Origin of the sequence: Streptomyces sp. NBC_01428 (assembly GCF_036231965.1) — a bacterium.
Taxonomy (GTDB): Bacteria; Actinomycetota; Actinomycetes; order Streptomycetales; family Streptomycetaceae; genus Streptomyces.
The window spans coordinates 8,713,965-8,738,424 of sequence record NZ_CP109499.1 but is presented as its reverse complement, the minus strand read 5'-3'; the positions used below and the strand labels follow the sequence as shown (position 1 = coordinate 8,738,424).

The 24,460-nt window shown below is 69.8% G+C and carries 19 protein-coding genes; 8 read left to right on the top strand and 11 right to left on the bottom strand.

All coding sequences use genetic code 11. From position 1 onward, the window contains the following. Positions 1-72: 72 nt before the first annotated feature. The 3 genes from OG406_RS38080 to OG406_RS38070 form a co-directional block, all read right to left on the bottom strand. Complete coding sequence (locus tag OG406_RS38080) at positions 73-606, bottom strand: hypothetical protein (RefSeq protein ID WP_329190335.1); 534 nt, start codon at positions 604-606, stop codon at positions 73-75. 414 nt (positions 607-1,020) lie between these two features. Continuing rightward, positions 1,021-2,910: an SMI1/KNR4 family protein gene (locus tag OG406_RS38075; protein WP_329190333.1), complete on the bottom strand. Its 1,890-nt coding sequence runs from the start codon at positions 2,908-2,910 to the stop codon at positions 1,021-1,023. Positions 2,911-3,528: 618 nt separating this feature from the next. Beyond that, positions 3,529-4,539 carry an NADP-dependent oxidoreductase gene (locus OG406_RS38070; protein WP_329190331.1) on the bottom strand — a complete coding sequence of 337 codons (1,011 nt, stop codon included), beginning with the start codon at positions 4,537-4,539 and terminating at the stop codon, positions 3,529-3,531. Between the two features lie 111 nt (positions 4,540-4,650). Here OG406_RS38070 and OG406_RS38065 point away from each other — a divergent pair, with 111 nt between their 5' ends. Then, positions 4,651-5,235: a TetR/AcrR family transcriptional regulator gene (locus OG406_RS38065; RefSeq protein WP_329190329.1), complete on the top strand. Its 585-nt coding sequence runs from the start codon at positions 4,651-4,653 to the stop codon at positions 5,233-5,235. Here OG406_RS38065 and OG406_RS38060 read toward each other — a convergent pair. Then, complete coding sequence (locus tag OG406_RS38060; protein WP_329190327.1) at positions 5,232-6,707, bottom strand: FG-GAP and VCBS repeat-containing protein; 1,476 nt, start codon at positions 6,705-6,707, stop codon at positions 5,232-5,234. The genes OG406_RS38065 and OG406_RS38060 overlap by 4 nt on opposite strands. 378 nt (positions 6,708-7,085) lie before the next feature. Between OG406_RS38060 and OG406_RS38055 the strand changes: the two genes are divergently transcribed. Beyond that, on the top strand, positions 7,086-8,123 hold the full coding sequence (locus OG406_RS38055) for a PP2C family protein-serine/threonine phosphatase (RefSeq protein WP_329190325.1): 1,038 nt from the start codon (positions 7,086-7,088) through the stop codon (positions 8,121-8,123). Positions 8,124-8,183: 60 nt separating this feature from the next. Here the strand turns inward: OG406_RS38055 and OG406_RS38050 are convergent, their stop codons facing one another. After that, positions 8,184-9,140: a quinone oxidoreductase family protein gene (locus OG406_RS38050; protein WP_443067156.1), complete on the bottom strand. Its 957-nt coding sequence runs from the start codon at positions 9,138-9,140 to the stop codon at positions 8,184-8,186. 86 nt (positions 9,141-9,226) lie between these two features. Here OG406_RS38050 and OG406_RS38045 point away from each other — a divergent pair, with 86 nt between their 5' ends. Continuing rightward, positions 9,227-9,658: a MarR family winged helix-turn-helix transcriptional regulator gene (locus OG406_RS38045; protein WP_267051971.1), complete on the top strand. Its 432-nt coding sequence runs from the start codon at positions 9,227-9,229 to the stop codon at positions 9,656-9,658. A gap of 149 nt (positions 9,659-9,807) precedes the next feature. On the opposite strand, the gene OG406_RS38040 is transcribed toward OG406_RS38045, so the two are convergent. Continuing rightward, positions 9,808-10,611: an aminoglycoside 3'-phosphotransferase gene (locus tag OG406_RS38040; RefSeq protein ID WP_329190321.1), complete on the bottom strand. Its 804-nt coding sequence runs from the start codon at positions 10,609-10,611 to the stop codon at positions 9,808-9,810. A gap of 257 nt (positions 10,612-10,868) precedes the next feature. Here OG406_RS38040 and OG406_RS38035 point away from each other — a divergent pair, with 257 nt between their 5' ends. Beyond that, positions 10,869-11,588 (top strand): DUF4142 domain-containing protein, encoded by a 720-nt coding sequence (locus OG406_RS38035; RefSeq protein WP_081222324.1) that lies wholly within the window; start codon positions 10,869-10,871, stop codon positions 11,586-11,588. 307 nt (positions 11,589-11,895) lie between these two features. Here OG406_RS38035 and OG406_RS38030 read toward each other — a convergent pair whose 3' ends face one another. Together OG406_RS38030 and OG406_RS38025 are read right to left on the bottom strand one after the other, a co-directional pair. Then, positions 11,896-12,291, bottom strand: coding sequence for a hypothetical protein (locus OG406_RS38030; RefSeq protein ID WP_266852725.1), 396 nt, complete (start codon positions 12,289-12,291; stop codon positions 11,896-11,898). A gap of 131 nt (positions 12,292-12,422) precedes the next feature. Continuing rightward, positions 12,423-14,237, bottom strand: coding sequence for a subtype B tannase (locus tag OG406_RS38025; RefSeq protein ID WP_329190319.1), 1,815 nt, complete (start codon positions 14,235-14,237; stop codon positions 12,423-12,425). 315 nt (positions 14,238-14,552) lie between these two features. Here OG406_RS38025 and OG406_RS38020 point away from each other — a divergent pair, with 315 nt between their 5' ends. Further along, positions 14,553-15,131, top strand: a complete 579-nt coding sequence (locus tag OG406_RS38020; protein ID WP_266610107.1) for a GNAT family N-acetyltransferase — start codon at positions 14,553-14,555, stop codon at positions 15,129-15,131. Here the strand turns inward: OG406_RS38020 and secY are convergent. Next, positions 15,082-16,392, bottom strand: coding sequence for a preprotein translocase subunit SecY (gene secY, locus OG406_RS38015; RefSeq protein WP_329191104.1), 1,311 nt, complete (start codon positions 16,390-16,392; stop codon positions 15,082-15,084). The genes OG406_RS38020 and secY overlap by 50 nt on opposite strands. Before the next feature lie 289 nt (positions 16,393-16,681). Next, a complete protein-coding gene (locus OG406_RS38010; protein WP_329190315.1) occupies positions 16,682-17,395 on the bottom strand; it encodes an SDR family NAD(P)-dependent oxidoreductase in 714 nt (237 codons plus the stop codon). A gap of 425 nt (positions 17,396-17,820) precedes the next feature. Between OG406_RS38010 and OG406_RS38005 the strand changes: the two genes are divergently transcribed. From OG406_RS38005 to OG406_RS37995, 3 genes are all read left to right on the top strand, one after another. After that, a complete protein-coding gene (locus OG406_RS38005; protein WP_164369771.1) occupies positions 17,821-18,852 on the top strand; it encodes a DUF4331 family protein in 1,032 nt (343 codons plus the stop codon). Positions 18,853-19,097: 245 nt separating this feature from the next. Then, positions 19,098-20,138, top strand: a complete 1,041-nt coding sequence (locus tag OG406_RS38000) for a tellurite resistance/C4-dicarboxylate transporter family protein (RefSeq protein WP_329190313.1) — start codon at positions 19,098-19,100, stop codon at positions 20,136-20,138. 217 nt (positions 20,139-20,355) lie between these two features. Further along, positions 20,356-23,103, top strand: a complete 2,748-nt coding sequence (locus OG406_RS37995) for a multifunctional oxoglutarate decarboxylase/oxoglutarate dehydrogenase thiamine pyrophosphate-binding subunit/dihydrolipoyllysine-residue succinyltransferase subunit (RefSeq protein ID WP_329190311.1) — start codon at positions 20,356-20,358, stop codon at positions 23,101-23,103. A 160-nt stretch (positions 23,104-23,263) separates the two neighbouring features. On the opposite strand, the gene OG406_RS37990 is transcribed toward OG406_RS37995, so the two are convergent. After that, complete coding sequence (locus OG406_RS37990) at positions 23,264-24,325, bottom strand: GlxA family transcriptional regulator (RefSeq protein WP_267051963.1); 1,062 nt, start codon at positions 24,323-24,325, stop codon at positions 23,264-23,266. Between the last annotated feature and the right edge of the window lie 135 nt (positions 24,326-24,460).

Sequence of the window (24,460 nt, the reverse complement as noted above, 5' to 3'; positions counted from 1 at the left end):
CGGGCGAGTGACGCTCGGCCCCTCTGGACGAACCGACACGGCTCGTCCAGAGGGGCCGTCGCCGCAACGGGGTCAGCTCTTCCCCAACGCCCGTGATCCCGACGGGCACGCGGCGCGCACGCCTTTCCGCGCCGCCGCGACGAGTGTGCGGTCCTTGTCGTGCCACGTCGCGGCCTCGGGCGCTTCGGTGCAGTCCAGCGTGCTGCCGCCGTAGACGCGGAGGCCGACCGCATGCCCCCGGGACGGCGGGACGCCCCCGCGGCAGGTCCGTCTGAAGTCGGCTTCCACCGCCTGCCCGAACTTCAGTTGTACGTAGACCCCGGCCGCGGGCATCGTGTACGACAGGACCGAGCCGTCCGACCTCCCGGGCTCGATCTCCCCCGGCCCGTACAGGATCTTCAGGTCGGTGTACGCCTCGAGCTTCCGCACGACCGCAGCAGGATCGACGTCCGGTCCCTGTTCCACCGTGACCTTCGCCTTCGGGTGCGGCACCGGCTCGGCCGCGTCGGTGAAACCTCCACCGCCCTTGCCGAGGACATGCGGCTCGGAGACGCCCGCCAGAAAGGCGTGTTTCGTGAGCTTAGACCAGGTGTACTTCGCGGCCACGCACCGCGGTGGCTTGGTCGCCCTGGCCGTTCCGGTCGTCCCACTCGCGGCGACACGCGGCCTGGCATCACCCGAGCTGCACGCAGCCGTCCCCGAGAGAAGTGCGCAGACGGCCAGCGCGACAAGCGCCGGCTGCTTGTAGGTCATACTCGGCCCCCCGGTCGACGTACGGCTGCAGCGGTATGGCCCCCGTGTGGATCACGGGTCGCTGAGTGGAAAGCACTCTGCCCGCCCGGAACACCGGCGCACAACGGACTTGAGCTAGCTCTGATGTTGATGACGGCGACGCGCCCAGGAGGAGGTCACGCGTGCCGGGGTCCTGCTCAGCAGGAAGGGGAGCCGTCAGGGGGCCGCCGACGGGGCGCCGCTGCCTGACGGCTCCATCCACCACGGCGGGTTCAGCCCGACGTCGACTCAGACGCCACGCTGCACGAGGCGGGCATAGGCGAACGTCTCACCCGCCCGGGGCGCCCGGGTCCACGACCGCGTGGTGAAGCTGTGGAGGCTGCCTCGGGTCAGGGCGAAGCAGGGGAGGGAGAGCCCGAGTTCGGTGTGCAGCGCCTCCAGCACACGCACTTCTCTGTCCGTCTCCGTGTCCTCCGGGCGGAACAGCCGCGCGGGGTCGAGTCCCTCGGGCAGTGCGCCGGAGAACTGGATCTCCGAGCCCCGCAGGGTGAACGCGTAGAGCTCGTGCCCCTGCTCCGCCACGGACAAGTGAAGGGCGGCCGGGTGGTCACCGGCGGTCGAGCGTCTCGGCTCGCGCCACACCACCACCGCGCGGCCGGACGAAGACGCTGCCTCGGCCGGCGAACGGAACAGTTTGTTCAGGTGGCCGGGGTGACCGTCGAAGGCGAACGCCCAGCCTTCGGCGCAGCGGCCGACGGCCACCTCGGCCCGGTCCTCCCAGAATTCCAGGTCGTCCCGCTCACGGGGCCGGGGGGCCCGCCAGGACACGTCACGTCGATCCGTCGAGGTGCTCAGAACGGAGCCCTCCTCCCCTATCAGTCCGGGAAGCCGGTCCGGTGCGATCCCCTCGACCCACACACAGCGATAGCCGTCGAGCGGACTCCCGCTCACCGCAGGTTCCGCCAACCACGACAGCCCCGGCGGATCGAGATCGGGCACCGGCTCGGGGACGGCACCCGTCTCCCCCGCCCGTGGTGTCGCGAGGATCTCGCGTCCTCGCTCCGGAGTGATCAGGGGTCCCAGGACGGAGTCCGCGAGCAGACCGATCGGGGCGATCAGCAAGGGACCGGGAGCCTCCCACAGCGGGAGCGCGTCCCGCAGGACCCGCCACGCCGCGTCGGTGGCACCCCAGCGGGCTGATTCCCGGGCCTCGGTCACGGCCCGACCCCACGGTCCGGAAGGTGCGTAGTGATGGGTACCGCTCCGCACCGCGCTCAGCAGCGCCTCGGCGGTGGTCCGGTCGACCCCACGGGCACTCATCATCCCGAGCCAGTGGTCATCTCCGCCCAGCCGCCATTCGCCCCTCGCCGGCGCCATGGCTTCCACGAGGAGAACCTCGGCGAGGTAGCGCCGGTCGGCCGCCAAGAAGCCGTAGTCCCGGCGTTCGCGTGGATTCAGCAGATGCCGAATCTGGTTCAGCAGCGTGGCGCTCCGGGGTCGCCCGAAGGAGAACGCCTCCTCGAGGAGAGGCATCGCGTCCTTATGACGTCCACGCAGGACCATGAGACGCGCGGCCTCCACCTGTGCGTCCTGGGCACGGGTGGTCGCGTTCACGAAGTCGGCCCGCTCCACCCGGGCCGAGTGGAAGCCGCGGTACATGGCTTCCATGTACGCCCGGAATGAGGGGTAACGGTCGGGTAGTTCACCGCCCCAGCCCTTGTAGAGGTAGAGCGCCCATTCGCCGTCCTGGTCGCAGTCGCCGGGGTCGAGCAGCGCATGGGACATGTCGGAGTCCGTCTCCAGCCGCAGCGCCCGTCGCCACATCCCGGCCAGCAGGACGTCCTCCTGTCGCGGCTCGTCGCCCAGGAACTCCTCGTACACGGAGGTCAGGTCGTGCGGATCACCGAACCAGTCGATGTCCGCGGCGCCGCCGAGCTGGTAGACCCCGGCCATCTGGTCCACGTGCCAGCCGTCGCTGACGGCGAGGAACTCCCGGTACGAAGGCGGCAGCCGTCGCCCCAGCCGCTCCTCGACCGCGGCGATCGCCGTCTCGTCGGCCCCCGGGCTCCCGAGCGAGGCGGCGGTCTGCTCCTCGTCCCCGTCCGCGGCTTCGCCCGGCACCCACTCCTGCTGCCATCGCCCGAGGAACCCGGACCAGTCGAAAGACTCATCACCCATGGCCCGGATGGTGCCACCCGCCACTGACAACGCCTTCGCCGCAACCGCTCACCAGCCCCGGGCCGTCCTCCCAACACCCTTGCGCAGACGGTCTCTTCGTCCACCGGCGACGGCGACCCGGGAAACTGCCGGGAGAGACGCTTCCGGGAGGACCGGGCCACAGCGATCGTGACGCCGAGCGCGTCGAGACGAACCAGCATCGCGCCCGCGCCGCCCATCACGCAGAATGCGCAGTTCAAGCGGGGTCTCAGGACGGTTCCGCCGCACGAACGGGGGACGCGTGGGCGTCATTGTCGCCTTGGCCGCCGTGTTCGCCGGAGCGATCACGGGATGCCTTCTCGTGCTGCGGCGCAGGGGCGGGACAGGAGAGCGCGGGGCCCTGGAGCGCGGGGCTGCCGGACATGAGCTCGCACGAGCGCTGGGCGGTGCGAACACCACGCATCAGAACTCCGGGTCCTTCGGGACCTGAGTCCGAGCATCCGTCCTCACGGCCGCGTCGGGAGCCGGAAGCCGATCCCCCGTGAGCCCACGTCGCGGGATCGGGTGATCCCAGCATGACGGCTGCCGTTGCCTCGCGTTCCGTGAGGACGGGGGCAGCCCGTCGGGAACGGCACCGCTCTAGGCGACTTCGAGCACGATTTTGCCCCGGATGTGTCCCCGGGCGGCGCGTTCGTGGGCCGCTCGGGCGTCCGCGAGGTCGAAGGTGCTGTCGATCGCGACGCGGACCGTGCCGGTTTCGAGGAGGGCCGCCAGTTCGGCGAGTTGTGCGCCGCTGGAGCGGACCTGGGCGCTCGAGACGGTGACGCCCAGCTTCGTGGTCTCGTCCTCGTCGAACTCCCCGGGGAGCACCGCGAACTGCGCGCCGCCGCGCTTGAGCGTACGCAGGAAGCGCCTGCTGCCGGGGCCACCGACGGTGTCGAGTACCAGGTCGATGTCGTGGACGAGTTCCTCGGGGCGACTCCTGGTGTAGTCGATGAAGCGGTCGGCGCCGAGCTCCCTCAGGAAGGACTCGTGCGTGCCCGATGCCACGGCGATGACGTGGGCGCCCTTCCACTTCGCCAGTTGGAGCGCGAAGTGGCCCACGCCGCCCGCGGCGCCGTTGACGAGGACCGTCGTGTCCGCGTCGAGCGTCGTCGGACGATGCCGCGCCTCCTGGAAGGGCGAGGGGTGGTCGTGCCCGGCCTCGATCAGGAACTGCCACGCCGTCAGCCCCGCCATGGGCGCCCCGGCCGCGTGCACGTGGTCGATGCCCGCGGGCTTGACGGCGAGGTCAGACGCCGGCGCGGCCACGTACTCGGCGTAGGCCCTGCCGTCGAAGCTGGGGAACCGGAGGAGTCCGAAGACCTCGTCGCCGACCGAGAAGCTCTCCACATCCGGGGCGACCGCCTCGACGACACCCGACACGTCGGTTCCCGGAATCACCGGGAGGCCGACAGTCGACTCCGTCTCGCCGGGCATCGTGGTCATCCCGCCCCGCAGGTACCAGTCCGGAGGATTGACGCCGGCCGCGCGGACGCGGACGAGCACCTCACCGGGCGCCGGCTCGGGAACGGGCACCTGCTCGTACCGCAGGACCTCCGGACCGCCGTGCTCGTGGAGCCGGACCGCCCTCATCGTGCGTGCCGCCATCTTTCTCTCCTGCCCGAGTCGGGGGATAGACTTATCCGGATCGGCGATCCACATAAATGGACCACTGGTCCGAATATATGGACCACCGATCCGGATAGTCAAGGAGGACAGATGCGGGCCGACGCCAGGAAGAACCGCGATCACCTGCTCGCCGTAGCGGGCGCCGTCATCGCCGAGCAGGGCGTCGACGCGTCGATGCGCGACATCGCACGGCGGGCCGGCGTCGGGCTCGCGACGCTGCTACGGCACTATCCGACCCGTGAGGCACTGCTCGAGGCACTGCTCCACACGAGCTTCGACGAGCTGACAGCAAAAGCGGGCGAACTCGAGACGTCGAGTTCGCCCGCGGACGCTCTCGTCGCGTGGCTCCGTGACTGCGTGGCGTGGACGACCGAGTACCGGGGCGTGACCGTGCTGATGGCGGCCGCCATCGAGGACACCGAGTCCGCACTCCACGCGTCGTGCGTCACCCTGCGGGCAGCCGGAGCGCGGCTCCTCACCCGCGCGCAGGAGGCGGGCGCGGCGCGGACCGACGTCGACGGCACCGACTTGTTCGCGCTCGTGGCCGCGCTCGCCTGGCTCGGCGACCAGCCCTCGCTCGCGCCGCGCGCCGATCACCTCTTCGATCTCGTCGCGAAGGCGCTCCTGACGAACGCCAGGAGCGCCGGTTCCGTGGGGATGGCGTCCCGGGGTTAGGGGATCACCGTTCCGGGGCCGTTGTCGCCGCTCAGGTTCAGACCGAACAACGCCCTCGTCGCCGGTGCGCCGATGTCCGTCGGGTTCTCCGCGACCGACTTCGAGGCCGTCAGACCGGAGGCGGCGCCGCGCAGCAGCCATATCGCGCCGCCGTTCACGACGGTCCCGAGGTCCTCCCCCGGCGCGCCCGCGATCAGGTCGGCCTTGCCGTCGCCCGTCACGTCGAGCAGCCGGGTCGAACCACCGAACGCGTCACCGGCCTCGGCGACGCCGGGCACGCCCGTCGTGTCCTGATGGAAGGCCTGCGCGCCCGTCCCGGTGAGCCCGCTCCTGCCTCCCTTGAGCAACACCACGGCGCCCGCCTTCTTCTTCGTGCCGATCGCCTCGCCGGGGACCCCGACGGCCAGATCGGGGTATCCGTCACCGTTCACGTCGCCCGCGCTGAGCCGTCCACCGAACTGGTCGCTCTTCTCACTCACCCCGGGCACGCCCGCCGTGTCCTGCGTGATCGTCTTCGTCCGGGTCTGGCTGGGGCCGGCAGATGAGCCGTAGTAGATCTTGACGGTGCCGGGGTCTTCCACGTTCTCGGTGTCGCCGTTGAGGAAGACCCGGGTGGCGAGGTCGGCGTAGCCGTCCTGGTCGAAGTCGGCGACCGCGGTGCTGGACGAGGAGGTCAGCCGCTGCGGGACCGTCGACAGGCCGTCCTTGGTGCCGAGCCAGAGCTTGCCGCCCTCGGCGTGGTTCTCGTAGACGTAGAAGGTCGCGAGGTCCTCGATGCCGTCGCCGTTGAAGTCGCCCGTGGCGGTGGAGTCGATGGTGTTGTCCGTGCTGTACACCTGCAGGCGCTGCTCACGGGCCGGAGCGCCGTCGCGGCCGAGCGGACCGTAGAGCGCGTCGTGGAAGTCGTACGCGTCTTCGCTGTTGCCCATGAACAGGTCGACGTGCCCGTCGCCGTCGAAGTCGCCCGCGGTGATGTCATCGCCGACCTGGGCGTTGGCCGGTGCGCTGACGCGGACCGCGCCCTCGCCGGAGATGCCGGTCCTGCGGCCCCACAGGACGATCACGGATCCGCTGACGTTGGTCTCCGGCTGGTAGTCGCGGGTGACGACGGCCAGATCGGTCAGGCCGTCACCGTCCAGGTCGCGAGGGATCATCGCGTAGCCGAAGACCTCGTTGTCGCCGGAGTCACCGGGCACGCCGGGGGTGTCCTGATGGATGACCGTGGTGCGCGCGGGGTCGAGGCCCTTCGCCGAGCCGTAGCTGATCGTGATGTAGCCGGCCCATGTATGGCCACCGACCTTCGCGCCGGGCGCCGCGACGGCGACGTCCTGGTAGCCGTCGCCGTCGAAGTCCTCGCGCACGGTGGTGGCACGGTCCTCCGCGGACGCGGTGCCCGCGACGATCGGGACGCTGAACGACCCGATCAGGGCGGCGGCCACGGCGGTCGATATGGCGGGTCGGCGGATGCCCACGGTTCCTCCTTGAAGCGCGAGCGACATCGAGACGCGTGCGCGCGGTGGTGATTCACCTCTGAGACACCCGGAAACGGCCGATGGTTGTGCGCTGAACGGCACTTGAACGGACGAACGGCGGGAGGTGCACGACGCGCACCTGGCGACGCGTCTCAGGGGAGCCGCGCGCGGGTCAGGTGCGGGACCGTCTCCACAGTCTTCTTGGCCGCCGACGGGGCCAGGCTCCCGCGGACAGCACGGCCGAGCGGGCGCACGGGCGCCGGTGCGGCCGGTGCCCGAGAGACGAGGAGAGGCGCATGCGCCTGTCTATATTTACCCGTTATGAGAGCTATCGGTTCCGGTGCCAGTCGTTTATTGAGCCGCGCGCGCAAGGAGCCCGTGCTGGTCTCGCCGCTGCTCCTGACCGTTCTCCTCGGTGCCCTCGCCCTGCTGACTCCGCCCGGGGTACCCGTCACGCAGCTGCTCCCGACGGCACCCGCCCTCGCGGCGGCGCTGTGGCCGGTCGGGCCGACCCTGGTCCTCGGACTGGTCTGTCTGCTCGGGGTCACCGTCCACTCCCTGCTCTCGGCGGACCATTCGGTCATGTTCACCGCCGGAGCCATCGGCGCGGTCGCCCTGACCGCCGCCTACGCGAGTCACGTGCGCCTGCAGCGCGAGGCCACGCTCACCGAGGTCAGAACCGTGGCGGACGCCACGCAGCAGGTTCTCCTCCGCCCCGTCCCCCGGCGTCTCGGACCCCTGAAGATCGAGAGCCTGTATCTGACCGCCACACCCCACGCGCGCGTGGGCGGTGACTTCTACGCCGTGGCCGACACCCGATTCGGCATCCGCCTGATCCTCGGAGATGTCCGAGGAAAGGGGCTTCCCGCCCTGGCCGTGGCCGGAGCCATCCTCGGCTCGTTCCGGGAGGCGGCCTACGAGAGCACGGATCTCGCCCGGCTCGCCGAACGCCTCGAAGCCACCCTGCTGCGTGACGACGCGGCCTCTCTGGCCCAGGGAGATCCAGCGGAGCTCTTCGCCACCGCCGTCCTCGCGGAGATCCCCCGCCAGGGGAACACCGCCACCATCCTCAGCTGCGGGCACCCACCACCCCTTCTCGACAGACAGGGTGCCGTCGCCTTCCTCCCGACAGGGGATCCCGCCCCGCCCCTCAACCTCGGCGGCCTGCTCACCACCACGTGCCGCCCCAGCCGGTTCGACTTCCGGCCCGGCGACCAACTGCTTTTCTACACCGACGGCGTGAGCGAGACCCGCGACGCGGCGGGCGCGTTCTTCCCTCTCCTGGCCTGGGCGCAGGACCAGATGACCGCTCCTGCGCGGTCGCCCCTCAACGGCCTCCATCGGGCCCTGCTCAAGCACAGCGGCAACAATCTCAACGACGACATCGCCGCCATCGCCGTCCTGAAGACGAGCTGACCGCACGGTTCAGCCGAGAGGCCACGGCCCGCGGGCAGACCGCGTCGACGGGGCGCGCGGTCACGTCGCGAGCGACGACCCCGTGGGCCGGTGGGGCGGCACGAGGACCACCTTGCCGAGGTTGCGGCGCTGTTCGACGAGGGCGTGCGCCCGGGCGGCCTCGGCGAGGGGGATCTCCTCGTGCACGGCGACACGCAGGGCGCCCGCTTCGTAGAGCCGCCACTGTTCGCGGAGCCGTCGGTCGTACAGTCCGGGCCTGCCGACGGCGATGGCACGCATCTGGAAACCGATCACCGAAGCGCCACGGACAAGGAGTTCGTAGGCGTCCACCGTGCCCCCGCCGGAGCTGAAGGCCACCAGCCGCCCGCCCGTCGCGAGCGCCCGCACAGCAGGGCCGAGAAGGTCGCCGCCGACTCCGTCGAGGATCACGTCGTACGGGCCACCCCAGTCGGAGTCCCCGTACAGAACGACCTCGTCGGCGCCCAAGTCCCTCAGGAAGTCGGCCTTGTCGGCGCTGCTGACGGCGGCCACGACGCGTCCGGCCGCGCCGGCCTTGGCGTACTGGACAGCGAGCACGCCCACCCCACTGGCAGCCGCCGTCACCAGGACCGACTCTCCGGGCCGCACGTGCGCAGCCTCGTAGGCGCCGCGCGCCACCATCCCGCTGCGGACCAGCGCGACGGCCTCGACGGCACCGACGCCGTCCGGGATCCGGGAGACCATCGCGGTGTTCAGCACCGCGAACTCGGCGTAGGCGTCGGCGAAGCACAGTCCGGTGACGCGGTCTCCGACGGCGAAGGAAGTGACCCCGTGACCGAGCGCGGTGATCTCCCCGGCGACCTCGCCTCCGAGGGCGACCGGCTCTTCGGCGTCCCGGAGCTTGCGCACGGCGGGCAGGGTCACGCCGACGGCCCGGGTCCGGATCAGCACTTCCCCGGTTCCCGGTTCGGGACGGCCGACCTCTTCGGCGACCAACGCGGCGAGCCGACCGTCGACCTGGTGGCGAATCCGCAGCACCAGAACCCCCCTCTCCATTCATTGGAGTCCCCAACGATACCGGAAGTCATGGGGAGTTCCAATGAATTCAGGGATAGGGTGAGCCCATGACCGCAGCCCTTGAGCGCATCCAGTCCCTGCCGAGCTGGCTCGTCGGCCGCGTCGCGGCGCGTGCCCGCGGTCTGGTCGCCGAGGCCCTCGCCACCGAAGGCCTGAAGCTCATGCATCACGCGGTGCTGGCGGCCAGTTCCGAGTACGGACCGCTCGCCCAGGCCGAGTTGGGCCGCCGGGTCGCCGTCGACCCCAAGGACGTGGTCGGCATCCTCAACGACCTCCAGCAGGCGGGACTCGTGCTGCGCGCCCCGGATCCGGACGACCGCCGCAAGAACGCCGTCACGATCACACCGAAGGGCGCGGACGTCCTCACCCGCTGTGCGGCGCTGGCCGAAGCGGCCAACGCCGAACTGCTGGCACCGCTCACGCCCGACGAACAGGGCCAGCTGACGGCCCTTCTCACACGGCTTCACGAAGCCCCGTAGACACGGCCTGCCGGGACGGCGGGGTGCGGGCCGCGCGCCCTGGCCCTACCTCCGGCGGCCAAGCCGTCACCCGGGCGCCGTGGGGATGTGGGAGGCGGGAGCGCGCAGCGACGGGAACGCGCGGCGACGGCACGTCGCCGGGGCGGTGCTCAGTCCGACAGGTCCCACAGCAGTCGGTAGTAGCGGATCCGTTCCCGGTCCGGCTCGACGCCATAGGCTTCGAGCAGCGGCTCTTCCCATCCCGGGCCGTAGTTCCACTGCGTGCTCCAGGTGGCCACGGCGAGGTCGGCCCAGCGGTCGGCGACTCCGAGCGTCCCGAGGTCGACGTGTCCGGTCCACCTGCCGTCGTCACCGACCAGGGTGTTGGGAGCGCAGGCGTCGCCGTGGCAGACGACGAGTCGGTCGATGGGCGGGATGTCGGCGAGGACGTCGAAGGCGCGCTCGACGGTGCCGAGGTGCTGGAGGTCGTGATGCCAGTCGGTCGGGTGGATCCGACCCGCCGCCGCCCGTGACCGCGCGCTCTCCAGGCGCCGCTCGGCCGACCAGTCGAACGGGCAGTTCGCCGCGGGCAGCGCGTCGTGAAGCGCCCGCAGCCCGGCGCCGATCGCGCGTACCGCGGTGCCCGGTTCGCGCTTCCAGTGGTCATCGACCGCCATGCGTCCGGGCAGCCCCCGGGTGACGATCCAGGTACCTGTCCCATCGGCGCCCTCGTCGAGCACCAACGGCACGGTGGTGTACCGCACCGCCCAGCGCAGACGTGCCGCCTCGGCCCCGAGGTCGATACCGCTGCCGGTCGGCGTCCACTTCACGAACTGCCGGGCGTCACCCACGCCGACCTGGAACGTCAGCCCGCCGACCTCGTTCTCCCAGACCGCTCGTACGGGCCGACCTGCCGCGAGCGCGGTGACGATCGGGGGTGGCTCGACGGGTCCCTGGGGTGCGGTGGCGATCATGCGTTCATTCTCGCCGGGCGGGTGGCCGCGGGCCGACCGGATGCAGGCGCTGCGGGACAGCGGCGGGGCGGAACCTGCCACAGCGCGACCCTGCTGTGCGCCGCCCATGAATTCCTTCCCGCTCGACTGAGTCAGAGGCGCTCCGCATGCGTACTCCACCACGTCCGCCCCCACCAGGGACGACAACAGATCGGCGGACAAGCCAACGGGTAGGAGAAACGGTGCAGCGCTCGCGGAATGTGATCGGAACCCTCTTTGTGGGCGGCGCTCTCACTCTGACACTCGCCGCCCTCGCGTACCCGGCGATGCTCGGTCTGGACACCGTGTCGACCTCGAACGACCGGATCATCGCCAACACGCAATGGGGCCCGCTGACGGAGGGTGAGCGGGACTTCGTGGTCAAGGTGCGCGCGGCCGGCCTGTGGGAGCACCCCCTCGGCCAGATCGGACTGCAGAAGGGGCAGAGCAAGGCAGTCAAGATCGCGAGCCAGCACCTCGTCGACGGGCACGCGGCCCTGGACACCAGTTGCCGCAAGATCGCTCCGATGCTGAACATCACGCTGCCCAACGTGGCGAGCCCCCAGCAGGAAGGGTTCGTCACCCAGCTCAAGGGAGAGTCGGGGCGGCAGTTCGACGTCGACTTCGCCAACATCCTGCGGATGACGCACGGTTCGATCTTCAACACGATCGCCAAGGTGCGCTCGACCACGAAGAACACCCTGATCCGCGCCCTGGCCGATCAGGCGAACAACACGGTGCTCGACCACATCACCGTGATGGAGAAGACGGGCCTCATCGACTTCGACACCACGGTCTTCAACCAGACCACCCCGCCCAAGCTGCCGCAGTCCGACATGACCCCACCGGCTCCGGCACCCGGCCAGCCCCAGGTCGTCCTCAGCCCGCCGCCCAACCCGACGTCCACGCCGCTCGACCTCAACGCCGCCGTCAACGGCGGCAAGCCGACCATCGGCTGACCCGCTCTGCGGCGTCGCGGTGCGGGTCGGACCTCGAGCGATCGGGGAGTCGACCTGGTAGTCGGCAGGGTCCGTCGGCGTCGGCCGCCGGTCGGGTCGTCGATCGCGGGGGCAGCGAAGCCGCCGCCCCGCGGGGCTTCGACGCGTCGACGGTCGTCACCGGCGGGCCGCCGAAAGCCGTCGAGGCCTCATCAACCGCGGTTGATGAGGCCTCCCGTGCGCAAGGGCGCGTCGTCGGCCGTCGCCCCTCGGCCCCTCGGCCGTTCGCCGGTTATCGGCGACAGGCCTCGGGGACACGACCGCCCCGCTACTTCAGCGCGTGCGCCGCGGCCTGGGCGAGGGTGCTCGCCGCATCGGAACGCTCCGCCTTGGTCGACTTCTTGTCGGCGAGGACCTTGGCGGCAGCGGTGAGTACCTTCTTGCCGGGCCGACGCGCCGACGTACCCGGGGACTGGGCCAGGGCGCTGGCCGCGGCGCTCTTCTCGGACTTCGACCGCTTCTTGGCCCGCACGGTCTTGCCCGCGGCGGAGGCCGGAGCGGACTTGGTCGTCTTGGCGCCTGCCGAGCCCGCCTTGCCGGAGGTCTGGGACAGTGCGCTCGCGGCGGCGGTCCTGCTGCTCTTCGACGTGCCACCCTTGGCGGCACGGCCTGCCGCCGAGGCGGCCTTCGGGTGCGTCGTGCCGGATGCCTTCGTCTTCGCCATGGCGCTCTCCATGCTCGTCCGTCGGTTGTCGTTCCGGCCGAGTACCCGAACTTCCCTGCCTGGAACGGCTGGAGGCCGGACGGTCCGGTAGACGGGCACCGCACGCACAGGCTCCGTCGCCGCGGGCCGCCCTATCCGTGGTGCCCGGGGGCGAGCGGGGTACCGGCCTTGCGGACGACGTCGGCGATCCAGGCCATGGCCTCGGGCACGTCGTAGTTGCCGGCGTGCGGCTGGTTCCAGGCGAGTTGGTAGTTCACGTCCTTCACCTGCTTGTCCGCTTCGAGCGCACGGTCGAGGTTGAGGGAGACGGTGAACGCGGTGTCCCGGTCGCGGGTGCCGTTGCGGACGTACCAGTTCGGCGCGGTGTCGGCGCCGGTGCCGACGAAGTCCATCGGGTCGATCAGGTGGACCTGGTCGTCGACCGTCGTGCTGTTCCTGCTGGTGTACTGGTCCCACGTCAGCCCGGTGTCGTCGATGCCGCTTCCGTCTCCGGGGACGTTGTTGTGATTCCAGCTGTACTCGGTGTAGTTCATGTACTTCTGGGTCGGCGGCCCGAAGAGGTTGGTCTCGGTGCCGCTGGTGGTGTTGCCGTTGACGCCCACGGCGTCGAAGGCGGGCGTCGTCTTGAGAGTGGCCTGCGTGGCGACGAAGGCGAGGTACTTCGCCATGTCGACGGAGAGCACCTTGTCGGTGGTGTTGTCCGCGTCGATCCAGTCGTTCACGTACGACTTCGTGGTGGGCGGACCGCCGGGGCCGCCGCTGGACTGGATCTCGAAGGTGCCGCCCAGAGGCGGGATCGTGTTGGCGGGATCGGCCTTCATGTAGGCCTCCGCCGAGCGCACGACCTCCTGCCTGATCGTGTCCAGCATGTTCGCCGCGGTGAGCCGGGAGCCGTCGGGGTTGCGCAGCCCGAGGCTCTTCTCGTACGCGGGGAACTGGGCCGCGATCGCGGCCGCGTCCGCCGGTGAGGGGTTCTCGCCGGTGGTGCCGCGGGTGGCGAGGATGTTGTACAGCCACTCGTAGGCGCTGTCGGCGTTGCCGAGGTCGGTGATCGGGCAGTAGGCGTTGACCGCGAAGACGTCGTCGCGCAGGGTGCTGTGCCCCTTGGCGTCGATGCCTGCCGCGCCGATCGCGGCAAGGTAGGGGTTGTACTCGGCGCTGTTGCCGGACGCGCCCAGGATCGACGCCAGTGCGCCGCCGCCACTGGTGCCGTTCACGACGATGCGCTCGGCGCTGCCGGGCATGGCCGCGTCGTTGAGGCGGAGGTAGCGGACGGCGGCCTTCGCGTCGACCACCGCGGCAGGGGCTTTGCCGGGAGACGTGCCGTCGGCGCCGACGAGTCCTCGGCTGCGGTTGGCGATGTCGGCGTAGACATAGCCGGCCTTCAGCGCGGCGCCGACGTTGCTCGTCGCGCTGGTGTAGGAGCCGCCGTCGGTGACGCCGGCCTTGAGGTAACTGGCCATCCAGCCGCTGTTGTTCACCGCGAAGTAGATCGGGGCCCGCTGGTCGCCGAAGGCGCTTTCGGGGACGAACACGTTCATGCTCTGGTAGCCGCAGGCCGTGTTGGGGATCGTGGTGCTTCCGCCGCCGGGACCGCCGGGCTGCTGGGCGGCCGCGGCGACCGGATTCGCGACGTAGCAGATCTCCTTGTACCAACGGACGTTCATCGGCCGGCCGTCGACCGAGACGGTGATCGTCGTGTAGGCGGCGGAGTCGAAGGCGAGCGCGGCGTCCTGCGGGTCCGCGCCTTTGACACTCCCCCGCGAGGGGCCCGCTCCGGTGCCTGCCGCGGCGAACGAGGCCGGCACGGGGCCGGAGGCGAGCGCGAGGGCGCCGGCGATCGCCACGACTCTCAGGAGGTCTCTGCGGATCGCGGGGTGTCCCTCGCGCCTGGCCGTCGCTCGGGTCAGTCCGTCGCGTCCGAAGGACGCGGAGGGCCGCTGCATGGAGGTCTCCCCTCGTTGGGCACCAAGTGCTCCGCCGACGCCTTGGGGTCAAGGCCTGAGGGACGCTACAAGATTGTTAACAATATGCCTAGCGATCTGTCCGACAATATTGCCAACATTTACTTCCGCGGACCCTCTCCGCGGACCCTCTCCGCGGACCCTCTCCGCAGACCCTCTCCGCAGACCCTCGCCGCGGATCTCGGCCGGCGGGGATCCCCGTCGGCGGGACTGTCGGCGGGAAGTGCCCGGCGCGAGGGCCGGTCGACCCGTCCGCACGTCTTGATCGTTGCCGGGCCTGCTGATTGATTGGTCGGCATGACCGACCTCGGACCCCTCGCCCGGCCACTTGCCCCGATCAGGACCGGGCGGCTCGTCCTCCGCGAGCCCGAGGCCCGGGACCGCCCGACGTTCATCGAGCTGCTCTCGTCGCCCGAGGTGCACACCTACCTAGGCGGCCCCCGGCAACGTGACGAACTGGAGAGCGAGTTGCCGAAGGTTCCGGAGCGATGGCCCGGGAGCTTCGTCGTGGAGCTCGACGGGTCGATGATCGGCCAGATCCTGCTCAGGAGAGCGACGGAGCATCGCCGTCCGGCCGCCACGGGCAAGGTCGATCTCGGCTATCTGTTCCTGCCGCGGGTGTGGGGATCCGGATACGCCGCCGAGGCGTGCTCGGCGGCACTCGGGTGGATCGCCGAAGCCCTTCCCGGCGAACCGGTGGTGCTCACCACCCAGACCGCCAACCTCGGCTCGATGCGTCTCGCGGCGAAGCTGGGCTTCGCCGAGGTCGAGCGGTTCGAGGCCTGGGGCGCCGAGCAGTGGCTGGGCATGCGGTCCCCGCTCGTACCTACTTGCGGAGGAATCCCGTGTAGTTGTGCTGCTCCACCTGGCTGTTGATCTGCTTGACCGTCTCCAGACCGACACTCACGATGATCAGGACGCTCGTGCCCGTCAGTTGGTTGGCGCCGCCGAAGCTGGCGAAGGCCACCGTCGGAACCAGGGCGATCAGGCCGAGGTAGAGCGATCCCGGCCAGGTCAGCCGGTTGAGGACGTAGCCCAGATATTCGGACGTGGCCCGGCCCGCCCGGATTCCCGGGATGAATCCGCCGGCCTTCTTGATGTTGTCGGCCACTTCCTCCGGGTTGAACGTGATCGCCACGTAGAAGAACGCGAAGAAGACAATCAGGAGGAAATAGGCGGCGATGTAGAAGGGATGGTCCCCGCGGGTGAAATTGCGGGTGATCCACGTCGTCCACCCGGCGGACGAGTCGGCGAACTGCGCGACCAGAGCCGGGATGTAGAGGAGCGATGAAGCGAAGATAACGGGGACCACACCCGCCTGGTTGATTTTCAGCGGGATGTACGTGGCTGTTCCGCCGTAGGATTTACGGCCGATCATCCGCTTCGCGTACTGAACCGGAATGCGGCGCTGCGCCTGCTCCACGAAGACGACCAGACCCACCATGGCGAATCCGATGAGAAGGACCAGGCCGAAGTTGACCCATCCACCGGCGATGGTGCCCTCTTCCTTCACGGTCCACAATGCGCCGGGGAAGGTGGAGGCGATGGAGATGAAGATGAGCATCGACATTCCGTTGCCGATACCGCGTTCCGTGATGAGTTCGCCGAACCACATCACACAGGCGGTCCCCGAAGTGATCGTCAGCACCATCACCACGGTGGTGAAGATCGACTGGTCGGGGACGATGTTGCCGGCCGTCGGACAGTTGGGGAAGAGAGCGCCGCTCCGGGCCGTGGCGACCAGACCCGTGCTCTGGAGGAGGGCGAGCCCGACCGCGAGGTAACGGGTGTACTGCGTGATCTTCCCCTGTCCGGCCGCACCCTCCTTCTTCAGGGCCTCCAGCCGGGGAATCACCACCGTCAGCAGTTGCAGGATGATGCTCGCCGTGATGTACGGCAGGATTCCCAGGGCGAACACGGTGATCTGCAGCAACGCACCACCGCTGAACTGATTCACCAGGCCCAGCAGTCCGGTCCCCTTGGACACGGCACTCACGCACGTCTGGACGTTCTGGTAATCCACGCCGGGGATCGGAACGTGCGACCCGATGCGGTACAGAACGATGATGCCGAGCGTGAAGTACAGCTTCTTACGCAAGTCGGGCGTGCGGAGCACCTGGACGAATACGTTGGGCACGGCTTCCTCCTCCGCCCCCACGCAGGAACGTCAGGGGTGAAAAAAGCAAAGAACAATCGCAGCATAAGAGGAGATTGTCCCCATATGACTGTCGCCTCGCCCGTACGTGTTCGGAATGCCCTGTTCGCCGCAGTAGGCCGACCTGAGGCGATGTCATGCAGCGGCCGACGCCTTTGCGTCATTCCGCCGCCCCTTCCGGAGCAGCGACCGACCGCGGACGTTCCTGGGAATCAGATGTCGGCCGAGCGGACGGCGTCGAGCGCGGACCGACGGCCCGCGCTCGACGCCGTCAGTGTCCCGCGCTCTGCCCGCCGTCGACGTGCGAGATCTCACCGGTGACGAACGGGGCCTGCTCCAGATAGAGGATGGCCCGCACCACGTCGTCCACCTCGCCCATCCGCCGGACCGGGTGCAGCGCCGCCTGCTCGCCGCCGGGGTCGGTCGGGTGCATCGAGGTCCGGATGACACCGAGCGATACGGCGTTCACGCGGATGCCGCGGGTGGCGTACTCGATCGCCAACGACTTGGTGACGGCGTTCAGTCCGCCCTTGCTCAGGGACGCGAGCGCTCCCGTCACCCGCGCGTCGGCGTTGTCGACGAGACTGGTGGAGATGTTCACGACGTGTCCGCCGCCCTCACGGGAGAGCATCGCACCGATCGCGCTCCGGGAGACCTCGAAGAAGCCACGCACGTTCACGCCGACGACGGTCTCGTAGTCCTCGTCGGTGTAGTCGGTGAACGGCTTCGCGACGAACACTCCGGCACAGTTGATCAGGGTGTCGAGGCGGCCGAACCGATCCATCGTCGCCTCGACGATCCGCGCGCCCGCACCGGGCGCGGACACGTCGTCGGCGACGGCCAGCACGTCGGGGTCGTCCGACGGCGGAATCGAGCGGGCGACCGCGGTGACCGCGTAGCCGAGTTGCCGGTAGGCGGTGACCACGCCTGCCCCGATGCCGCGCGAGGCGCCGGTGACGACGGCGACTTTGTGCGTGTTGTCCATACGGGATTCTGGCCCGACAGGGACGTGCGGGTGCGCGATCGCTACGCGTGTCTTCTCCATGAGCAGCCGACTGGTCCCACGAGGTCACGCCACCGGCTCTGCGCGAGGGTGCGGGTGTGGGGCGGGAGACCGGATCCGCGCGTCGTCCAGGACTCCCGGTCCTTCCGCCCGGTCCCCCTTGAGCAGTTCCGCGCGGTCCGCCTTCACCGTGCATCCATCAGCAGGAGCGGTAGGCTGAACAAAGTGGCATTTCGCCCATAGGCGACTCGCTGTCGTCCCGCGGCCCAGACCCCGCCATTTGAAAGGCAGTTGAGTCCGGGCACAGGTCATGCGTCCAGGATCGTCCCTGGCCTGCGTACCGCACATGCCGCAGAGGGATCACCGCGCCACCCGCGCGCCGCCGGAACTGCGTCTGGAGCCATCACATGTCCCACCATCTCGATTCCCCCGCGGCCAGGGCCGATGCCCGGCTGAACATCTCCGACACGTACGTGTTCCGAGGTGACCGCGGAACTGTCCTGGTGATGAACGTCTGCTCCGACTCCGCGGGTCCCGACGCGCCGAAGGGGTTCCACCCCGAGGCCCGCTACGAATTCAAGATCGACAGCACCGGCGACGCCGTCGAGGACCTCGCCTACCGCTTCACCTTCGGGGAGGCTGACGCCGACGGCTCTCAGACGGTCGAGCTGAGCCGCATGGCCGGAGCCGACGCGGCCGACGACTCGGCGGCCGGCACCGTTCTGCTCGCCGGCCGGACGGGCCGGGAGCTCAGCACCGATGCGGGTCTGCGGGTGTGGACCGGTCGGGCCAGCGATCCGTTCTGGATGAATCCGGCCGTCGTGGAGGCGGTCGGCCAGGCCTTCCAGCACGGCACCGACGTCCACGTGCCCGCACCGGATTCCTCCGAGATCACCAGCCTGTTCGCCAACATGAAGGTGCGCTCCATCGTGCTGGAGGTGCCGGATTCCGAGCTCCTGGCCTACACGGGCGGCCAGGACATCGGCGTATGGGGTGTGACGGCGCTGGCCACCGATGCCGGCGGATGGCACCGCATCAACCGGTGCGGACTCCCGATGGTGTCGCCGATCTTCGCGCAGTTCGACGACGAGCTCGCTGAGCTGCTGAACCAGACCCGGCCGGCCGACGACACCCGCGTCCTCACCGGCGCGATCAGCGGCCGCGTCGCCGCGGTCGTCGGCGCCCGCGGCACCACGTCGGATCCCCAGGTCTACGGCCAGGAAGTGGCGGAGCGGCTTCTCCCGGACGTCCTTCCGTACACGGTGGGCACTCCCGCCGTGTTCGGCTTCGCGAAGTTCAACGGCCGGGCGCTCACCGACAACGCGGGTGAGGTCATGTTCTCCCTCGCGACGGACAGCGCCTTGAGCGTGGGACTGGGCAAGGAAGCGGTCGACGCACCCACCACGTCGTCCTTCCCCTACGTGGCTCCGACCGGCTGACGGCCCGATGTCCTCGGCGTACCCGGTCCCGCCTGCGACACGTGCTGCCGTCCGGGGTCCTGGTCGCCGAGGCCCGCGGCAGGGGCCGGCACCAGCGGTGCGGTCACCCCTGAACCGGTGAATCGAGGAATCTGTGTTCACGTCGAACGTGCCAGGACCAGTTGACGGCGGCAGAGCCGTCCTCGGCGAACGGCCTTCAGGTGTCCACCATCGAGCCTGACGCGCACCCCCGGGGATACCGGGCGATGCTTTCCTCCGCCGTGGCGCACCTCAACCCGGCAGCCTTCTCGTTCGTCATGGGCACGGGGATCGTGTCCACGGCGCTGTACGTCAACGGCGCCGGCACCGCTTCGGCGGCACTTCTCTGGGTGGGCATCGCGGGCTTCGCCGTCCTCCTGCCCGCCTACGGTTGGCGGCTGCTGCGCCCGCCCGGGCAGTTCGCCGCCGGTCTCCTCGGACCCCGGTCCTTCGTCTTCCTCACCATCGCCATCGCACCCAACGTCCTGGCCGCACGACTGGTCCCGAGCGGACACACGGCAGTCGCCGAGGCGTTTCTGGCGTTCGGAGCGGCGGTGTGGCTGTTCCTCGGCTACGCGGTTCCCCTGGCACTGATCACCACCACCCGGCGCCGCCCTTCGCTCGACCAGGTGAACGGCACCTGGTTCCTCTGGTCGGTCGGCTCCGACTCGATAGCGGTGGCGGCGGCCTCCCTGGCTCATGTGACCTCGGGCGACCTCCTGCCGGTGGTGGCCGTGGTGTGCTGGGCCATCGCCCTGGTGCAGTACCTGCTGGTCGCCGGGATCGTCCTGGCCAGGCTGCTCGTGCGGCCGGTGGCGCCCGGGGATCTCATGACGTCACTGTGGATCTTCATGGGCGCGGCGGCGATCAGTGTGCTCGCCGGGACGAGGCTGCTCCAACTGCCACCGGACAGCCTGCTCCTCCCCCATGCGGTCCTCACCGGCTGGTCGGTCGTCCTCTGGTCGTTCGCCACCTGGCTGATCCCCCTGCTGCTGGCCCTGGGGGTCTGGCGCCACGGGGTGCGGAGGATTCCGCTGCGTTACGAGTTCGGCTGGTGGAACCTGGTCTTCCCGATCGGCATGTACGGGGTCGCCACGCACGAACTGGGACGCGTGACCGGGACGCCATGGATGACCGCGATGGGCCGTGGGGAGATCTGGGTCGCCGTCGGCGTGTGGGCGGTCGTGATCATCGCCATGGCCGTCGCCGCGGTCCGCCCCCACCTCGGGACCGGCCGTCGACAAGCCGCTTCCCAGCACCTCCCGTAGGCGCAATGTCCTGATCTGCCGCCGATATGGCATTCAAGGCTATCCGCCCGGGCTGCACGGAAAGCATATGGTCGGTTGCCCGACACGGGCGAATGCCCAGCTCCCACAACGGACGTCCGGCGAAGACGAAGCTCGCGAGCACCGCGGGTGACGCGCCGGACTCCGACAGTGCCGGCCGTCGGTCGTTCCGAATTGAGGAAAGAAGGCGATCCACACCGTGGCGTCGCAATCCCGTGCCGCGGAGGCGGCCCCGAAGGGGCTGGACTTCGGCATCAACGAATGGCTCGTGGACGAACAGTACGAGCGCTACCTGCACGACCCGGACTCGGTGGGCCGGACCTGGAGGGAGTTCTTCGCCTCCCCCGTCTCCCTGCCGGCTCAGCGTGCGGAGAGCCACGAGGCACCCGCTCTCGAAGAGTCCGGCGAGTCGGCGATCAAGGCGATCCGCGTCGCCGCACTCATCGACGCCTACCGAGCACGCGGGCACCTGGCGGCCGACACCGACCCGATCTCGGACGGACACGGGACCGCGCAGCCGGATCTCGACATCACGGCGTTCGGACTCCGCGACGACGACCTGGACGAAGCGTTCGCCGTCGACGGGTTCACCGGCCGGACCACCATGACGCTCCGCAGCGCGCTGAACGCTCTGCGGGAGTTCTACTGCCGTTCCGTCGGCACCGAGTACATGCACATCCGCGGCTCCCGGGAACGCCTCTGGGTCCAGCAGCGGACGGAGTCGGCCTCTGCCGGGCCGGACGTCGCCGAACAGCTGCAGATCCTCTACCGGCTGGGCGCGGCAGAAGCCTTCGAGACGTTCCTGCAGACCAAGTACGTGGGCCAGAAGCGGTATTCGCTCGAAGGCGGCGAGTCGGCGATCGTGCTGCTCGACGCCCTGCTGCTGCGCGGTATCCGGCACGGCATGGGCGAAGCCGTCATCGGCATGGCCCACCGAGGCCGGCTCAACGTCCTGGCCAACATCATCGGCAAGTCGTACGCGGACATCTTCCACGAGTTCGAGGACGCCACGGACGTCCGGTCCGTCGAGGGTTCGGGCGACGTGAAGTACCACCTCGGCGCGGAGGGAACCTACCGTGCCCTGGACGGCCGGTCGCTCCCCGTCTCCGTCGTGGCGAACCCCTCGCACCTGGAGGTCGTGGGGCCGGTGGCACAGGGCGTGGTGCGCGCCAAGCAGGACCAGGCCGTGCGTGACGGAGCAGCCGGCTCCGTCCTGCCGATCGTCCTCCACGGCGATGCCGCCTTCGCCGGCCAGGGCGTGGTCTCCGAGACGCTGAACATGTCGCAGCTGCCCGGCTACCGCACCGGGGGGACCGTCCATGTCGTCATCAACAACCAGCTCGGTTTCACGACCTCGCCCGCCGGCGGCCGTTCCAGCACCTACGCCACGGACGTCGCCCGGTCCGTGGACGCGCCGATCTTCCACGTCAACGGCGACGACCCCGAGGCTGTCGTGCGGGTCGCCCGGCTGGCGTTCGACTTTCGGGAGACGTTCCACAAGGACGTGGTCGTCGACCTGATCTGCTATCGGCGCCACGGGCACAGCGAGGTCGACGACCCGTCCATCACGCAGCCGGCGATGTACGACCGGATCAACGACAGGCCTTCGGTGCGCACGTTGTACGCCGAGGCGCTGACAGGCCGGGGAGACATCGGTGAGCGCCAGGTGGAAGGCGCGTTGCGGGACTACCAGGATCACCTCGAGCGGGCCTTCACGGAGACCCGGGCGCTGTCGGCGGCCCGGTCCCCCGCGCCCGAGCACGCCGTGGACGGCCAGAAGGCGGCACCCTCCGCGATGTCCACCGCCATCACTGAGGCCGCGGCCCGGCACATCGTCGCCGCGCAGACCGACACGCCGGAGGGGTTCACCGTCCACTCACGCGTCGCTCCCCAACTCCGGCGGCGTGCGGCGATGTTGGACGAGGGCACCATCGACTGGGCCACCGCGGAGTCACTGGCCATCGGCTCGTTGCTGATGGACGGGGTGCCGGTGCGGCTCGCCGGGCAGGACTCCCGCCGCGGCACGTTCGGGCAGCGGCACGCCGTGCTCACCGACCGGCACACCGGTCTGGAGCACACACCGCTGCGTTCCCTCGGTTCCGGTGCCGCCGAACTCGCGCTCTACGACTCGCCGTTGTCCGAGATGGGCGCGCTGGCCTTCGAGTACGGCTATTCACTGGCGCGGCCCGACGCCCTGGTGCTGTGGGAGGCCCAGTTCGGCGACTTCGCCGACGGAGCCCAGACGGTCATCGACGAGTACATCGCGTCGTCCGAACAGAAGTGGGGTCAGCGCTCCGGTCTGACCCTGTTGCTGCCGCACGGTCTGGAGGGACAGGGCCCCGATCACTCCTCCGGAAGGATCGAGCGATTCCTCCAGCTGTGCGCGCAGGACAACATGACCGTCGCCATGCCCTCCTTGCCGGGCAACTACTTCCATCTGCTGCGCGACCAGGCCCTCGGCCTTCACAAGAAGCCGCTGGTCGTCTTCACTCCGAAGTCGATGCTGCGGTCCAAGGCGGCCGTCTCGGACCTGTCGGAGTTCACCGACGGTGCGTTCCGTGCGGTCGTCCCCGACGACACGGTGGACGCCGGCCGGGTCGAGCGCGTGCTGCTCTGTTCGGGCAAGGTCTTCTTCGACCTGGACGCCCATCGCCGGGAGGCGGACCTGGCGGACACGGCGATCGTCCGGCTTGAGCGGCTCTCTCCCTTCCCGGAGGAGGAGATCGCCAAGGAGCTCGCCCGCTTCCCCGCCGGCGCCGAGGTGCGATGGGTGCAGGAAGAAGCCCGGAACCAGGGGGCATGGTCCTTCGTGGGGCCCCGTCTGGAACGGCTGACCGGCCGGCCTGCGGCGTGTGTCAGCCGTCCCGAGGCACCGGCCCCCGCCGTGGGGTCCGCCCGCCGGCACGCGGGCGAACAGCGGGATCTCGTGCTGTCGGCCTTCGGCTGACCGCGCCGCCGACGGCCACGCGGAGAACCTCCGCCGCACCGTACGACGTATGTGTCCCCCGGCGGGCTCTCCTCGGACCGCGTTCAGAGGAAGGCCCGCTGCCGGTGGCGGCACATCATGCCCCGTACCGCTGACTCGCGTCACGGGGGATGACGGAGGATCAGTCCGCCGCCGACTCCGTCTCCGGTCGATCGTGCACCGGTCGCGGAGGCAGCACTGCGGGCACCAGATCCCGCTCACCCGTGTTCGTCGTCCGGAAACTGGCCCGGAAGGCGGTGGGCGTCACACCCAGGTTCCGCACGAACGCCCTGCGCAGCGACTCGGGTGAGCCGAATCCGGTGCGCCGGGCGATGAGCGGCATGGAGTCGTCACTCGTCTCCAACAGCGCCTGGGCCGCTTCGAGCCGGACCTGTTCGACGTAGCGCGCCGGAGTGGTTCCGACTTCCTCGTGGAAGAGCCGCGTAACATGACGGACGCTGATGCCCGCCCGGGAAGCCATGGCGGCCAGCGTGTGATTGGCCCCCGGATCCTCGGCGACGGCGTCCAGGAGCCGGCGCAGGACGTCCTGGGTCGTGTGCGAGGTCCGCGCGCGGACACTGAACTGGGACTGGCCACCCGGCCGTTGCATGAAGACGACCATGTCCTTGGCGACCGAGCGGGCGACCTCCGCACCGTAGTGTTCTTCCACCAGGGCCAGGGAGAGGTCGATACCGGCGCTGACACCTGCCGACGTCATCATCTTCCCGTCCCGCACGAAGATGGCGTCCGGGTCGACCCGCACAGCCGGATAGCGATTCGCCAGTTGCCGCGAATGCCGCCAGTGCGTGGCAGCACGACGGCCGTTCAACAGCCCGGCCGCGGCCAGCAGGAACGCTCCCGTGCACACCGACGCCGTGCAGCGGCTCTTCTCGTTCAGGCTCCGGACGACATCCAGAAGCGCGTCGTCCTTGATCAGCGATTCCCATTCCGGACCGCCCGGCACGACCAGGACGTCCAGGGGTTCGCGCACGTCGGCCACGGAGAGGTCGGCGCCGAGACGCGTCCCGGCGGAACTCATCACCGCCGAGCCGTCCTCCGAGGCGATCCGCACCCGATAGCGTCCGCCGAACTCGTTGGCCGTCGTGAACACCTCGATGGGGCCCGTCACGTCGAGCAACCGCACCCCTGGGAAGACGAAGACTGTCACCGTGATCGGATCCGCTCCAGGGCGCTTGCGGTTCATCGAAGGCCTCCCGGCAGTCCGCGGCGTGAACACGAGCTCGCTCCGTGGTCGACGCCGGCGAGCAGCACAGCACGGACGTCGCCGTGTGCGCCGACGGCCACACATCAACTATGCGCGCGTGTCCCGTACCGCGGC